This is a genomic window from Halodesulfurarchaeum sp., assembly GCF_036626455.1.
Taxonomy (GTDB): Archaea; Halobacteriota; Halobacteria; order Halobacteriales; family Halobacteriaceae; genus Halodesulfurarchaeum.
In genome coordinates, this window is the sequence record NZ_JAZKRK010000006.1 from 61,733 (window position 1) to 76,938 (window position 15,206).

Sequence of the window (15,206 nt, forward strand, 5' to 3'; positions counted from 1 at the left end):
AGTCTACGGAATCCTTCCTGCTATTGGTACATCCGCAACGGCTGGGCCTGACTACTCTCCTCCTCGCTGGCCTGTTGCATACGCTTTGCAAGGGCCTCCTTCTGTGTGCGGATCTCTTCGGCCCGTCCGACAAGGTCATCCGTCGGAACGGAAATGTCTGCGATCGGTTCAATGCCGTTTGCAATGAGTTGGCGGGCCGCTGCAGGGTCCGGGAACTGTGGATCGCTTTCGACGATCAGCCCACAGGAATCGAGAGCACAGTGATGGGCCCGGTTGACAAGTGCGCCTGTCGGCCCACCAATCGCACCCCGTTCCTCAGGGGGCTGAATATTGTTCGCTTCCAATTGGTCGGCTGCCTCGCCAGTTGCGACGCCGAACACTGCAGGAAGCCGATCAGGTTTCGCCTCCTCGAGTGCCAAACCACTCAAAAAGAGGGGGAACGCCTCGACCTGATCGATCCAGTCAACCAACGTTTCGGCAAAATTAGGCGCGGTCTGTCGAGAGACCGGGACATCACTCTGGAGGGCGAGCAAGTCCCGTGTTTCGGTTGCGTAAATCCTGACCGGAGTACCGACATCGTGTTCCCCCTCGCCATAGATGGCGATTTTCGGCAAGCCATCACAAGCTACGTACCCGACTGCGTCCATATCGAGTGTCTCGATGATGTGATCAGTTGCGATCTTCCCGACGAGACCGACCCCTGGCAACCCTTCGATCATCTTCGGTCGGTCAAGATCCACGTCGTGGTTCAGTACAACAGATCCCATACGACAAATTCGTTTTCCGTAGGGTTGTAGCTTGGGTTGCCGTAACACGGCTCCGTAACACCTTAACCGACACCCACCAAAGCCGGGTCGAATGGAATCCCTCCGGCGGTACGAGTCCATCGTCCCGAACTTCGACGCGTTCCGAACCGCACTCACGCGGCCGTTGCCAACAACGGTCCGGGTGAATACGATTCAAGCCACGCCCCAGCGTGTAATTGACGCTTTCGAAGACGCCGACATCCGCGTCAAGCAGCGAGAAACCCAGGAAACTCTGCTCGAAGTTGGGACGAACAAACCCGGAAACACCTGGGCCCACGTCCACGGCTGGATTCACGGCCAGGAGGAGGTATCGACGATTCCACCCCGCGTTCTCGATCCGGACCCTGGAGACACTGTTTGGGCTGCCGCCGCCGCGCCAGGTGGGAAAGCCACCCAAATTGCTGCACGCATGGATGATCGCGGCCTCGTCATCGCGAATGACGATAATCTCGGCCGGTTGTCGGCGCTGCGGTCGAACGCCGACCGGCTTGGTGTGACCTCGATGGCGGTCACCAACCAGGACGCTCGCAATTTCAGTTTCAATCCCATCGGCATCGAAGGGGTCGACCACGCACTGGTGGACGCTCCATGCACATGTGAAGGGACTCTGCGAAAGAATCCAGACGCCCTCGATGATGCTGGGCCAGGTGCAAGTCAGAATCTCGCAACGGTCCAACGGGATATTCTCGTTCGTGCGATCAAAGCAACCCGTCACGGTGGAACAGTAGTATATTCGACGTGTACTTTCGCGCCGGAAGAAAACGAGTCAGTGGTCGATGCCGCCATCACGGAGACTGCAGCCCACGTCGTCGACTTCGAAACCCGACTTCCGACTGAACCCGGTCTCAAATCCTGGGATGGAACCGATTTCCATCCAACTCTCGAGAAAACCAAACGGTATTATCCACATCAAACCGACACTGGTGGCTTCTACGTCGCGAAACTGGAGGTGGGGCAATGACGGGAGAGAATCAGAGCGATACATTCGAACGTGTTCCCGAAACAGCGGCCGACAGACAGGTCGAGGGACGCCCAACTCGGCCAGAAGTGCTCGAATACTGGGCCGACCGGTTCGACATTCCGCCTGAAACGTTCGACGGAGTCACGTTCTGGGAGAAAGGGGCCGGCCGTATCTGGGCACTCAGTAACGACCTGGATGGCCCGGTGCCGATCCAAGCACTCGGACTCCCGGTGTTACGAACCCGACAGGAGTTCTGGAAACCGACGACGATCGCTGCCAGGCGGTTTGGAGCGAGTGCATCAAAGAACGTCATCCAGCTCGATGCGCCCACTGCACGTCGATTTCTCGCCGGGGACGACCAGGAGGTACCCTGGGATGGTGATTGGGGCTACCTGATAATCACCCACGAGGTCGCTGACAGTTTCGAACCGATCGGGGTCGGTCGGTACACATACGGCTCCCTGCAGTCGATGCTTCCCAAGGGGCGCCGCCGAAAGTTCGAGGAAGGGGAAAGTATTTCCAAGACCTAAACCAAAATCCGCCGATGGAACGTCGGACGGTACTTCGAGCTACTGGGACAGTGCTCCTCGGCCTGACAGCAGGCTGTCTTGGAGACGACGAACCGGAATTCATGCTGCGAGTCGTCAACCAGAACTTCGGTGCTGGGCCCGATGGAAATTTGACCGTGTGGGTGACCGTTTCAAACCCCGGCAACGAACGCCAATCCGGAACGGTGTATGTCAAAGCTGACCTCAACGACGACTCGATGGTTCGCGTGCGCGATGTGACTCTCGATGCACACGAGACGACAGAGATACAGATCACGTATGACCAGGTATACGACGACGTTACGTCCTTTACCCTCGATGCGAGCGTCGAAGAAAGTGAGTGACACACATCCGTTCAGACGGATTTCTATATCCTTAAACCGCGCCAGTGGCTTTGCTCTCCCATGAGCGAGTCCGAGGAGTCCACTGACCAGCCGCCGGATGCGGACGGTCCTGCAGACAAAACAGTCGTCGCCGAAGTCGCCGCATACGACGAGGAACTGGCCGAAGACGTCGGCGCTCTCCTCGAGCGAGTCACCGAACTCCAAGCGGACGTCGAAGCGGTCGAATCGGAGCTGGAAACAGCCGAGGAGCGACTCGAACGCACACGTGCAGACTTCAAGAATTACAAGGAGCGGGCCAAACGCCAGCAAGAAGAGATCAAAGAGCGGGCGACCGAAGACCTGGTCGAGCGCTTGCTGGAAGTCCGGGACAATGTGGGCCGGGCCTTGAACGAAGAAGCGGATAACGTCGATTCGTTACGTGATGGTATCGAACTGACCCGAAAGCAGTTTGATCGCGTGCTTGCGGAAGAAGACGTCGAGCGAATCGAGCCCGAACCCGGGAACGAAGTGGACGCGACCAAACATGAAGTAATGATGCGCGTGGGAAGTGAGGAGCCCGAAGATGCGATTGCATCCGTATACAGACCGGGATACAAAATGGCTGACAAAATCCTTCGCCCAGCCCAGGTTACGGTGTCGGACGGTCCAGAGGAAACCGAATCAACGAGCGAAAGCCTCTCCTCGGAAGAAGCGGCGAAGTAAGACCAGTTCGAGCAGCGACACACTAATTGAACGTCATCCGGCGCCAATACAACCGGTTTCGGGACAGGTTACGATATCCATCGTCGATTTGTACCCAGTTGACAAGGACCAAGACGGTGACATTGCGGTCCGGTTATAACCTGTGGCCCATCCGACACCCCTATTCAATAAACCACAAGACAGCGGCGGGTCCGTGTCGCGGACCGACGAGCCGCACTAGCAAGGCTTAAAGGGTAAAGAAAGCATACAATCTGCCAAGATGGCTACTGAGAAGATTCTCGGAATCGATCTCGGGACGACGAACAGCGCATTGGCAATCATGGAGGGCGGCGAACCGGAAATTATCGTCAACGGTGAAGGAGACCGGACCACACCGTCAGTCGTGGCCTTCGACGACGGCGAGCAGATCGTCGGCAAAGCCGCCAAAAACCAGGCTGTTCAGAATGCGGACGACACGGTCCAGTCCATCAAGCGCCACATGGGCGAGGACTACTCCGTCGAACTCGAGGACGAGGAATACAGCCCGGAGCAGATCTCCGCGATGGTCCTTCAAAAGATCAAGCGGGACGCCGAGGAGTACCTCGACCAGGATGTCGAGAAGGCGGTCATTACGGTTCCAGCCTACTTCAACGACAAACAGCGCCAGGCGACAAAGGACGCCGGTGAGATCGCTGGCCTGACCGTCGAGCGAATCGTCAACGAGCCGACGGCCGCAAGTATGGCATATGGGCTCGACGACGAATCCGAACAGACGGTACTCGTCTTCGATCTTGGAGGCGGAACCTTCGACGTCTCGATTCTCGACCTCGGGAGCGGCATCTACGAAGTGGTTGCCACGAACGGTGACAACACGCTCGGCGGTGACGACTGGGACGAGGCGATCATCGAATGGCTCGCCAAAAACTTCGAAAACGAGTACGGAATCGACCTGCGGGAGGACCGTCAGGCTCTCCAACGGCTGAAAGACGCAGCCGAAGAGGCCAAAATCGAGTTGACCTCCCGGAAGGAGACGACCATCAACCTGCCGTTCATTACGGCCACCGAGGATGGCCCAGTCCACCTCGAAGAAGACCTGACCCGGGCGAAGTTCGAATCGCTCACTCAGGACCTCCTCGAACGAACCGTTAATCCGACCAAGCAGGCTCTCGAAGACGCCGAACTGTCGAAAACTGACATCGACGAGGTCATTCTCGTGGGTGGTTCGACCAGAATGCCACAGGTCCAGGAGCAGGTTGAGGAACTCACGGGGAAGGAGCCAAAGAAGAACGTCAACCCGGACGAAGCGGTCGCGCTTGGTGCAGCGATTCAAGGTGGCGTTCTCGCGGGTGAAGTCGAGGACATCGTCCTGCTCGATGTCACCCCACTTTCCCTTGGCGTCGAAGTCAAAGGGGGCCTATTCGAACGGCTGATCGAGAAGAACACGACAATTCCGACCGAGGAATCGAAGATCTTCACTACGGCCGCACCTAATCAGACCTCAGTCCAGATTCGAGTGTTCCAGGGCGAGCGTGAAATCGCCGAAGAGAACGAGCTCCTCGGTGAGTTCATGCTCTCGGGCATCCCGCCCGCACCTGCCGGCACACCACAGATCGAGGTCACATTTTCGATCGACTCCGACGGCCTCGTCAATGTGTCCGCCGAAGACCAGGGCTCTGGCGAAAAGGAGGAGATCACCATCGAAGGTGGGGTCGGTCTCTCGGACGACGAGATCGACGAGATGAAAGAAGAAGCCGAAGAACACGCCGAGGAGGACCGCAAGCGCCGCGAACGCATCGAAGCGCGGAACGAAGCGGAAGGCGCAGTCCAGCGGGCTGAAAACCTTCTCGAGGAAAACGAAGAGATGGTCGATGCTGACCTCGAAGAAGACATTCAAGTCGAGATCGAGACCGTCGAAGAACTCCTCAAAGACGAGGATGCGACCGCCGAGGAACTCCAGGAGGCCACCGAAGAGCTAACCAACGCTCTTCAAGAAATCGGCAAACAGGCCTATCAGCAAGGCGCCGGAGGCGCCGCTGGTGCTGGAGAGGGTGCTGCTGCCGCCGGGGCAGGACCAGGTGCCGCAGGGGCTGCTGGGCCAGCCGGTGGGGCTGGCGCCGAGACAGACGAGGAGTATGTTGACGCCGACTTCGAAGATGTCGACGACGAGGAGGAGGACGCCTGAGACCAGTTGCTGAGCGACCCCACCCGGATGGCAGGTCGTGTCCCGATGCAACAGGACCAAGTATGAGACTCCGCTACCCGATTTCGAGGAGATGAGCGAGGACTTCTATTCGTTGCTCGGGGTTTCCCGTGACGCAAGCGAGGAGGAGATCAAACGGGCCTATCGCCAGAAAGCGGCCCAGAATCACCCGGACGTAAGCGACGACGAAAACGCCGAGGAACACTTCAAGAAACTGCAGAAGGCTAAAGAAGTCCTCACGGACGAGGAGAAACGCCGGATGTACGACCAACTGGGCCACGAGCAGTTCATGCAGGCCGACAAACAAGGGGCCACTGACAACGGGGGTCGTGGCCGTGGTGGTCGCCGTCGCGCAGGCGGAGATCCCTTCGGCGGTGGCATGGGAGACATCGGCGACATTTTCGACCAGTTTTTCGGTGGCGGCCGTGGTCAAACCCGGACACGACAACGGGCGACGAGCGGTCGAGACCTCAAAACCTCTCTCACCATCTCCCTCGAAGAGGCCACGAAAGGAGTCACTAAACAGGTCACGGTAACTCGCCCCGAACCGTGTGACGTTTGCAATGGGTCGGGGCATCCGCCAGATGCCAACGCCCGTTCCTGTCCGAACTGTAACGGCCAGGGGCAAGTTCGTGAGGTTCGCCGGACGGCCCTCGGTCGCGTCCAGCAAACGCGCACCTGTCCACGATGTGAGGGCGATGGGCAAATCTACGAAGACGTCTGTTCGAACTGTGGTGGGGATGGAACCGCGAGACAACAGGCCACACTCTCAGTCGATGTCCCAGCGGGGATCCGCAGCGGGCAGACCCTTCGAATGAACGGCGAAGGGGCTCCTGGAGAACAGGGCGCACCCAACGGCGACCTGCTCATCGAGGTGGAAATCGATGAGCACCCAGAATTCGAACGCGACGGAGACGACTTGCATACACAGGAACCCCTTTCGTTCCCCCAGGCTGTGTTCGGGGACACGATCCAGGTCGAGACCATCGACGGCCGTGTCGATGTCGACATCCCTGCTGGAACACAGAGCGGCGAGACGCTCCGGCTTCGTGACGAAGGTATCCCACATCTCCGGGGACGAGGCCAGGGTGACCTTTACATTCACCTGCAAGTCGTGACGCCTGAAGACCTCTCCCAAACCCAAAAAGAGGCCCTGGAACAGTTCGCGGAAGCCGGTGGGGAAGAACTTGAGATCGACGAAGGCTTTATCGACCGGATTCGAAACTCGCTGTAACCCGCTCGCCCCACAAACCATTTTGCCCGTGGCGCTAATTCTCATACCATGTACGTACGGGACGCGAAAAACCGCGAGGAAGTCTGGCTTCTCGATCGACTCGAGGAGTTTCACTTCGAGGATTCGGCGTTCCGCTCCCGGGATTACGTCCTCGGCATCGACCAACGGCGGGGCGAAAAAACGGGGTTCGGCCGACTTCGCATTCATCGGACAGAAGCGGGCGAGATCTGTGAAGTCTCGAATCTCGGCGTCCTCGAGGAATTCCGCGGTGATGGCTTTGGCGCCCACATCCTCGAACAACTCGTCGAAAACGCCAGTGAAGAGGGATTTCAAGAACTCTACGCGCTCTCGCCGGCCCCCGACTATCTCGAACAGTTCGGGTTCGAACGAATCGAGCCCGCAGCGCTGCCAGACCCGCTGAAACCTCGGTTCGAGGACATCAAATCGCGACATCCGGATGCTGCACCGTCCCGAATCGATAGTGACACGTTTACAGTACCACGACGGCTCCGTCGCCGTTTTGGCGAGGAAGAAGAAGAAGAAACCGAGTCAGAGGGAGACGAACAGGCCGAAGATTTCGGCATCGATCCAAAGACAGCCACGTACAAGTACGACGTAAATTGAAACTTCCCCGACAAAGGGGCGAGTTGGACCAGTCCCGCGAGTTTTTTAGGACCCGACGGCGGAGTTAAATACAACAATGCCCACGGAGTCCTTCGACGTGGTCGTCGTCGGCGGGGGTACCGCCGGCACCTTCGCCGCGTCGACAGTTGCAGATGCCGGCCTCGATGTCGTCTTACTCGAGCGAAAATCCGAATCGAATGCCGGACACATCGCGTGCGGTGACGCGATCAAGGGCAAGTCGACCTTCCCGGATGTCATCGATCGTGAATACCTCAAGGACGAATCCTTTACGAACGAAAATATCCAATACGCCCGCTTCGAAAACCCACAAACTGAGGAAACCCTTGAGATTCCCTTCGAAGAAGCCGGGGCAGTCGTCGACCGCCGACGGTACGGTGAGGTCCTCTTAGAGGAGTCCGAGCGGTTGGGCGTTGATATCCGGTACAACCAGGTCGTACAGGACGTCATCCAAGAAAAGGGGCAGGTAAAGGGTGTCCACAGTTCGCAAAACGGGGACCAAACAACCTTCGAGGCCGAGATGGTGATCGACGCGGCCGGAGCGATGTCGATTCTGCAAGACCAGGTAGATTTCTCCGAGAGCACCTTCGATACGAAGGTTCACTTTCAGCAGTTCTGTTCGGCGTATCGGGAAGTTATCGAAGTCGAAGATCCAGTCGAATACGACGACTCGATCGTCTTCATGCCAACCGCCGAACTTGGCTATCTCTGGTATTTCCCCAGGACGGAAACGATGATCAACGCAGGGCTTGGATTTCAGATGAACAAACCGCCGATGAAACTCGTCGATCACCTCAAGAAAGACGTGCGGAGTCGGTCCGAATTCGAGAATGCGAAGGTTATCGACAAACTCGGAGCCGCCCTGCCGACCCGAAGACCGTACGATTCCGCTGTCGCACCCGGCTATGCTGCGGTGGGTGACGCCGCCGCCCATGTCAACCCCGCGACCGGTGGCGGCATTCCCGGCGCAGCCAAAGCCGGACACTGGGCCGCAGAAGCCGCAATCAAAGGAATCGAGAACGGTGACGTAAGCGAGGACGCACTCTGGGAGTACAACCGAAAGGTAATGACGGACTTCGGGAAGCGGTTTGCCGCGATTGACCTCTACAACATTTGGGCCGGCACCCACAATGTGGACGAATTAACGGGAATCGTGACTGCACTCCCCGGACAGGCATTGATCGACGCACTCGGAAAGGGGGCCGCTGGCATGTCCCTTGGGCTGAAACTGGATACGCTTCGACGGACATTCGGGCACTGGAAAACGCTCTTCGGCCTGTATCGGGTCCACCAACAGGCCCTCAAACTCAAAGCAGTGTACGACGACTATCCTAGGGATCCCGACGGCTTCGAGGACTGGCGGGCCAGACGAGACGAAATCTACGACACCGTTTATGAAATCAGCGGCGCGGACCCGAAGTACTAATCCGCTACCGAGGCCCCAACCGTTTTGATTCGGACCCCCGAAAGTTCTCGTATGTCATCGGATCACAACGAGACAGCGCCAGCAGTAAAGATTCCGAACTTTGGAATCGGAACCTGGGAAAACACAGATCCCGATGCCTGTGCAAAAGCTGTCAAGACGGCCCTCGAAATGGGCTATCGCCACGTCGATACAGCCCAAATCTACGGCAACGAAGAGCACGTCGGCCGTGGGATCGAGTCGGCCGCAGTCGATCGTGAGGACATATTCCTGGCGACGAAAGTCTGGATTGACAGTTTGAATCCGGACGCCGTTCGCCGGACGACAAAGACGAGTTTGGATAAACTGGGCGTCGATTCGGTCGATCTGCTCTACGTTCACTGGCCGGCCGATACATACGATCCGGAAACCACCCTCTCAGCGTTCGAGACTCTTCAACAGGAAGGGCTAACCAGCCATATTGGCGTGAGTAACTTCGAACCCAGACACCTCGAAACGGCCCGAAGAATGCTCGGAGAAGGCCCTTTTGCAAACCAGATCGAAATGCATCCGTTGTTGCCACAGAAAGAACTGCAAAAGTCCGTGGCGGGAACCCGAACGGAAATCGTGGCGTATTCGCCGCTCGCACGTGGGAACGTCTTCACCGTGCCCGAAATCTCGTCCATTGCCGAGAAACACACAGTCAGCGAAGCCCAGGTAAGTCTGGCGTGGCTCGCGGAGAAAGGTGTAACCCGGATCCCAAAAGCAACCACCAAGGATCACATCGCGGATAACTGGGCCAGCCGAGAACTGAAGTTGGATCCAGAAGATATCGACCACATCGATGGAATCGATCGGACCGAACGACAGGTGGATCCGGGATTCGGTCCCTGGAATTAGAACCGACTGTCTCTCCTGTTTACATGTAGCCAAGGTCACGGAGCCGTTCCATCAGGTCCTCTTTGTCCTGGGCTCGGCCCGCTCGCTCGGTCGTCCCCTCGAGATCCTGCTTCCAAGCCGGGACCTGGTCTGATTTTTCCGTGCTCACTTGGCTCCCGAGCGACCGGAACCCTTCGAAATACTTCGGCGAGACTGGAATGTCCTCCCGGTCGACGCCTTCGGGAAGATCATCGAAGGTCTGGGGCACGTAGCCCTCATCAGGGAACTCAGAAACGGTTTCCGGCACTACGAAATTCCAGAAGGCCTCCCAGACGTCGGCTTCGTCGAACTGGAGAATCGGTTGCACACGGTCGTGTGGCGGATAGATATCCGGGTTATGGCGTGGACTCAAGAACGTCTCGTCGGCGCGGGCTTCCTGTTCGTCCCAGCGAACGCCTGAGATGACCCCGTCGATTTCGTGCTCCTCGAGTGAATCGTTGAGGGCGACGGTTTTGAGAAGGTGATTGCCAACGTAGGTGTCCAGTAGGAACGGGAAGGAGTCCTCTTCATATTCCAGAATCTCGTTGACGTGGCGTTGGTTGTGATCGGACAGTTCCGATATCTCGATGTCATCTCCCGGTTCGAGATCCCGCGAGTCGACGATGTCTCCGATATCCTCATTGCGAGCCCATATGACTTCGATATCCCATCGAGCCGCCCAGTCTTCGACGAACTCGTGGAGGTCCTCGAAATGTTGGAAATGGTCGATAAAGACCGCCGGGGGCATGTCGTAGCCCAGTTCGTTGGCGACCTCCCGAACCAGGTACAGTGTTAAGGTCGAGTCCTTGCCACCGGTCCACATGACGGCCGGATTTTCGTACTCCATGAGGCCTGTTTTGACGACTTCGATCCCTTTCTGGATCTTTGCCTCGATATCTGGATAGCTTTCAGCACTTTCCTCTTCGCCTGCTGTGTAATCGACGTCGACGTAGTCCGGAAATCCGTCGCGCATCGCCGTCGGATTAGCGGTCTGGAGGGATAAAAGAACGGATTCGTTACAAGTCCGGTGCCGGGGCTGCCTTTTGAAGTGCTGTTTCGGCAATATTTCCGCCATAGTCGGCACTCCGTGAGAGCGAGTCGACAATCAAGCCGAGGAATCGGGCGCGAGTGGGATCAAGTTGACGGAGTTGATCATCGATAGTTCTGGCCTGATCGTCGATTTCACTCACTCCAGTCCGAGCATCGTTTGCGAGTGAGGTGGCAAGGTCAGCCTCCGTCTCAAAGAGCGCATCAAACGCCGTCTCGATAATCTCTGTGGCCTCCCCACACAGGGTATCCAAGGAATCAATGACATCCTCGGGGATCGTGGCATCGAGTTCGAGGGTCAATTGACTGATCTTCGCCGCGTGATCCGCGATCCGTTCGAATTGTCTGGCACTCGAATGATAGTCAAAACAGTTCTCTCGGGACAGGCCAATCTCACGAGCCATTTGTGGAGACCGAAGTGTGCTACGAAAAATCCGAGAAACCACATACCACAGTCGGTCAACGTCATCGTCTCGTGCAATTACATCGCGAGCAAGATCCATGTCGTGATTTTTGAGTGCGCTCATGGCATCTTCGAGCATCGAACGGGCAATGAGGTGCATCCGTTCGACAGCACTGTGAACAGACAGTTCCGACGAATCGAGTAGATCCTGTACGAGAACCGTATCGACAGTTTCCTCTAAGACTTCGAGTCCCACGAGACTTTGAGTTGCTTCACGAATGACTCGCCGCTGACCTGGGGTGATTTGATCTGCAGTGAGTTCGATTTCGTCGAACCCGCTCACATACATTGTCATGACCCCTCGCATCAACGCGTCCCCCGTTTTGTCGGTGATGTCAAGTTCGCCCCGTGTCGGCCCACTCGAAGACGCAGGTGTCAATAGAAGCGAGCCGTTGTCTGGATGAAACACGACCTCCACTCCCGCAGAGATATCGTGGTCCCTTGCCCATTCCTTTGGGATCGAGATGGTAAATGTCGATCCTCCGGTGAGTTGGACCTTTCGCCGTTCCATACTGAATCTCTTATCGGGACGATTGTAAACTAATCGGAATCTATATAGAAAAGATATAATTGAGGTTAATAATCAGTTATCCGCCAGTGAGGGGAGATCACATAATCACCAGTAGGTATACGCAACTTTCCGATTTGGTCAAACATTTCGGTTATATAGGAGAAATATCAATGCCTACTTAAGAACCGTACAGGTTCATCTGTCTTGCAAACTGGTCTCCGATCTTGGCTCTATGGTGTCGCAACTTATGGAATGTGCAGAATAATTGAACTGCATGACAAATTGATCCGCAATCGGATACCGTATATCGAGCAAAACAATGACACCCGGATTAGCTATCAAGTCGGCCCAGAGGAGTGCGAATACCGGCTCCTCGACAAATTAGATCAAGAGTCAACGGAAAACCGTGAAAATGGAGATATCAAGAAGTTTGGCTGCAAACAAGAGTAAAATAAACAACCCGAACTCCCACAATATTATAATACGCGAATTGGAACGACTTCGTTGGGAAAATTTAATGAGCGTTGACAGTTCGAAGAACGGATCGACTTCAACCGAGTTGAACCCGCAACTAACCTGCGCAGATTTCGAACTTCTCGAGGTTATTATAGTAGTTCTAAGTATAATTTTGCGACCATCGGAATCAACCAGTCGTAGACACCTGAAGATTTCACGGTCCTTATTTATCTATTTATTAAACAGAGAAAATATGGAAGTTTTCGAGCCACTGGACAAACGAAATTCGATTATATCAGACATATTTCGGGTGAGTGGTGATCTGGATTCGCCAGTCACATTTACAAGATACGAAACAGCCGGTGAATTCAGTCTTGGTGAGATAAAGAACCACTTCAGCAGCTGGCAGGAAGCGTTATTGATGTCGGGGGTGGAGGTTTCAGCAAAATCCCCAGTAGAGTCAACGGCTGAGGCAAAAGATCTTTGTGCAGATTTGCGACAATTGAACAATCGAGACAATTCGGTAACGTCGGTAGCGGGATACATTCACCATGGGTCACACCCGTTGCACGAATATTACAACAGGTATGGGAGATGGTTTGAGGCGTTAGTTGATGCAGGAGTGTTTGACTCATCAAGGGCGAGAACTCCATTCAAGTACCTCGATGATTTGTTGTGGGCTCGTGCGAGGGCGAATGATAAACGAATCACGAATACCGAGTTTAGTTATGAGTCCTACAAGAAAAACGGTGGAGAATTCTCGAAGGAAACGTTCCAGGAAACGTTTGGAGGGTGGAACGTGGCAAAGAGACAGATCGGTTTGACAGTTTAGTATACCAGTGTAAACTGGTTCAAATCCCCGAATTCAACAATTAAAGCACTAACGAATTTTCTTATTCCGATTCAAACTGTATTGTCACCAAAAGAAACAATACATTTGCGAAAATTGTTAGTATATTATTAATTTGTACAACCCAAAACCGACAGGTTCTGGCCACTGCAGAACCCCATAAATGTATAGCGATATTTGCTATATATTTGCGAAACACACCATGATTTGGGATTTTCAGATTGGCGAAAAAATTCCGGCTTGATAATTTGTAATGCCCTGATTGCTATAACCAATACTGTCGAAAGCCGCCGTCATGACATCTACAAACCAACAGTCACCAATTTACTAACCTATTAATTTCACACCGGTATTCATAATTATTCCTTTGAGACTGATCAATCGGCAATATGTCTCAGTTGATCGAAGGTGAAAACAAGGAAAAAAAAACCACGACGATGTAATTTGAACGTACTCGATTCCTTCCCTACTAATGGAGCCAGCTATTTCTGCAGTCTATAGACCTAACAAAAGTAAATTTTCTGTCTCCAATTAGCGTCCAATTGAACTGGTAGCCGTTGAATTGGCTCCCATAATAGCTATTATCGGCATATGATGTGTTGTGCGTAATATAACAATCAAATAATAAAAATATAATATATTTTGGCTCTAAGTGCGCCCATGTTGATCTAAATAAGATACTTTATTTTGATAGCTACAAGATTTATGTATCTGGTCTCCCAAGTCCAATCCATGCCCGATTCCGATGACTCGACTGACCGCGTTGGGATTACGACCTACATTCCGGAGTCACAAAAAGCTCAGTGGGAAGCCCACGCTGCGGATTTCAATATGAGCCAATCAGAATTCGTCCGTTCAATGGTTCAGGCCGGGCGTCGGGGGTTCGATGAAACCGGAACCGATTCAACCGGTTCTTCGGGCTCTAACCCCGGGGGAAACATACCGGAAACGGTGGTCCAGGCACTTGATGCAGAAGGTCGTCTCTCATGGGAGGAACTCCTCGAGATAGTGATAGGTGATGTAGAATCACGACTCGAAGATGCAATCGTTGACCTCCAGGAAAATGGTCGTATCGCGCACCAACCGCGAGATGGCACGTATTCGCTCCAGGAAGACCTATGACCGATACAAACGATCCAATTGCATACTTTCTCGAGGATATGTCCTATCACGGTCGGTCCACGCGAACCCGGGAGGCCTACGAACGGGTTCTCAGAGACTTCGAAGCCGATCTTGAAGAAGACAATACGCTCGACTCAGTCGGCCATCGTGATTGTTTAGCCTGGATCGCCGATCTTCGCTCCACGACAGCGGAAAGTACCGTTGCGAGTTATGCAGCCTATCTCCACCGGTTTTATGCCTATATGACCGAAGTCGGTATCTTTGATGAAAACCCGATGACCCTTGTCATGGAGGAACTCGACGAGCAGATCACAACTGATCCAAACCGACGTGACATCGCACCGCCCCAAATGGCCGAGTTCGTCCAATCGACAGGGCACCCGCTTTCACAGGCCGTAATTACTCTATTGCTAAAAACCGGTATGCGAGCCGGCGAAGCCTGTAATCTAGATCTGCGTGATGTCAGTATTACCGAGGCAACAATTCCAACCGGCGGTGTCCGACCGCAATTAGCTGATCGCCCGAACTCTCTGTTCGTCTCCGATCAACCGAAACAAGGCACGGTCATCAACGGAGAAACACGGGCTATGTCAAACAAGCGCCAGAGAGAAACTGTCATTCCGATCGATGCAGAGCTTCGACGGGTTCTTATCAAATGGCTCGCAATCCGACCGGATACGACATCCCCAGCCGAGCCACTGTTCGTTAATACAGGCCGAAAGTGGGGCGATCGGCTCACTGGAAACGACATCCACCATCTGGTGACGAGTCGGGCAGCGGACTTTGGATGGTACGAATCCGGAGCAGGTGCCGGAGAAAACGTAACCCCGCACTACTTTCGACATTTCTTCACTACCCATCTCCGTGACAGAACCGGAGATCGTGGAATCGTAAAATATCTACGCGGTGATGTGGCAACAGACGTGATCGATACCTACACTCACAATTGGGGCGACCGGGTTCGGGACGTCTACGAGGCGAATATGTACTCACTTCTCGACTAATCATGGACATATAAACT

At 54.6% G+C, this 15,206-nt stretch carries 15 protein-coding genes; 12 read left to right on the forward strand and 3 right to left on the reverse strand.

Translation table 11 applies throughout. From position 1 onward, the window contains the following. Nucleotides 1-20: 20 nt before the first annotated feature. On the reverse strand, nt 21-767 hold the full coding sequence (locus tag V5A26_RS03505; protein WP_332321168.1) for a proteasome assembly chaperone family protein: 747 nt from the start codon (nt 765-767) through the stop codon (nt 21-23). Nucleotides 768-858: 91 nt separating this feature from the next. Here V5A26_RS03505 and V5A26_RS03510 point away from each other — a divergent pair, with 91 nt between their 5' ends. The 9 genes from V5A26_RS03510 to V5A26_RS03550 all read left to right on the forward strand — a co-directional run bounded on the left by V5A26_RS03510 (nt 859) and on the right by V5A26_RS03550 (nt 9,718). Next, nucleotides 859-1,767, forward strand: coding sequence for an RsmB/NOP family class I SAM-dependent RNA methyltransferase (locus tag V5A26_RS03510; protein WP_332321169.1), 909 nt, complete (start codon nt 859-861; stop codon nt 1,765-1,767). Then, nucleotides 1,764-2,297, forward strand: a complete 534-nt coding sequence (locus V5A26_RS03515; RefSeq protein WP_332321170.1) for a DUF7122 family protein — start codon at nt 1,764-1,766, stop codon at nt 2,295-2,297. Before V5A26_RS03510 ends, V5A26_RS03515 begins: the two co-directional genes overlap by 4 nt. 14 nt (nt 2,298-2,311) lie before the next feature. Beyond that, nucleotides 2,312-2,659: a hypothetical protein gene (locus tag V5A26_RS03520; RefSeq protein WP_332321171.1), complete on the forward strand. Its 348-nt coding sequence runs from the start codon at nt 2,312-2,314 to the stop codon at nt 2,657-2,659. Between the two features lie 60 nt (nt 2,660-2,719). Next, entirely contained in the window at nt 2,720-3,361 is a 642-nt protein-coding gene (locus V5A26_RS03525; RefSeq protein WP_332321172.1) for a nucleotide exchange factor GrpE, read from the forward strand. Nucleotides 3,362-3,620: 259 nt separating this feature from the next. Then, a complete protein-coding gene (gene dnaK, locus V5A26_RS03530; RefSeq protein ID WP_332321173.1) occupies nt 3,621-5,522 on the forward strand; it encodes a molecular chaperone DnaK in 1,902 nt (633 codons plus the stop codon). A 91-nt stretch (nt 5,523-5,613) separates the two neighbouring features. Further along, nucleotides 5,614-6,774 (forward strand): molecular chaperone DnaJ, encoded by a 1,161-nt coding sequence (gene dnaJ, locus V5A26_RS03535; protein ID WP_332321174.1) that lies wholly within the window; start codon nt 5,614-5,616, stop codon nt 6,772-6,774. Between the two features lie 48 nt (nt 6,775-6,822). Beyond that, nucleotides 6,823-7,398 carry a GNAT family N-acetyltransferase gene (locus tag V5A26_RS03540; RefSeq protein WP_332321175.1) on the forward strand — a complete coding sequence of 192 codons (576 nt, stop codon included), beginning with the start codon at nt 6,823-6,825 and terminating at the stop codon, nt 7,396-7,398. A gap of 76 nt (nt 7,399-7,474) precedes the next feature. Continuing rightward, nucleotides 7,475-8,842 (forward strand): geranylgeranyl reductase family protein, encoded by a 1,368-nt coding sequence (locus V5A26_RS03545; protein ID WP_332321176.1) that lies wholly within the window; start codon nt 7,475-7,477, stop codon nt 8,840-8,842. A 51-nt stretch (nt 8,843-8,893) separates the two neighbouring features. Beyond that, nucleotides 8,894-9,718, forward strand: a complete 825-nt coding sequence (locus V5A26_RS03550) for an aldo/keto reductase (protein WP_332321177.1) — start codon at nt 8,894-8,896, stop codon at nt 9,716-9,718. A 19-nt stretch (nt 9,719-9,737) separates the two neighbouring features. Here V5A26_RS03550 and V5A26_RS03555 read toward each other — a convergent pair whose 3' ends face one another. After that, nucleotides 9,738-10,709 carry a phosphoadenosine phosphosulfate reductase family protein gene (locus V5A26_RS03555; protein WP_332321178.1) on the reverse strand — a complete coding sequence of 324 codons (972 nt, stop codon included), beginning with the start codon at nt 10,707-10,709 and terminating at the stop codon, nt 9,738-9,740. A gap of 43 nt (nt 10,710-10,752) precedes the next feature. Beyond that, entirely contained in the window at nt 10,753-11,757 is a 1,005-nt protein-coding gene (locus V5A26_RS03560; protein ID WP_332321179.1) for a phosphate uptake regulator PhoU, read from the reverse strand. 709 nt (nt 11,758-12,466) lie between these two features. Here V5A26_RS03560 and V5A26_RS03565 point away from each other — a divergent pair. The 3 genes from V5A26_RS03565 (at nt 12,467) to V5A26_RS03575 (ending at nt 15,189) form a co-directional block, all read left to right on the forward strand. After that, nucleotides 12,467-13,045 (forward strand): hypothetical protein, encoded by a 579-nt coding sequence (locus tag V5A26_RS03565; protein ID WP_332321180.1) that lies wholly within the window; start codon nt 12,467-12,469, stop codon nt 13,043-13,045. Nucleotides 13,046-13,795: 750 nt separating this feature from the next. Then, nucleotides 13,796-14,185, forward strand: coding sequence for a DUF5805 domain-containing protein (locus tag V5A26_RS03570; protein ID WP_332322219.1), 390 nt, complete (start codon nt 13,796-13,798; stop codon nt 14,183-14,185). Further along, on the forward strand, nt 14,182-15,189 hold the full coding sequence (locus V5A26_RS03575) for a tyrosine-type recombinase/integrase (protein WP_332321182.1): 1,008 nt from the start codon (nt 14,182-14,184) through the stop codon (nt 15,187-15,189). Before V5A26_RS03570 ends, V5A26_RS03575 begins: the two co-directional genes overlap by 4 nt. The last annotated feature ends 17 nt before the right edge of the window (nt 15,190-15,206 follow it).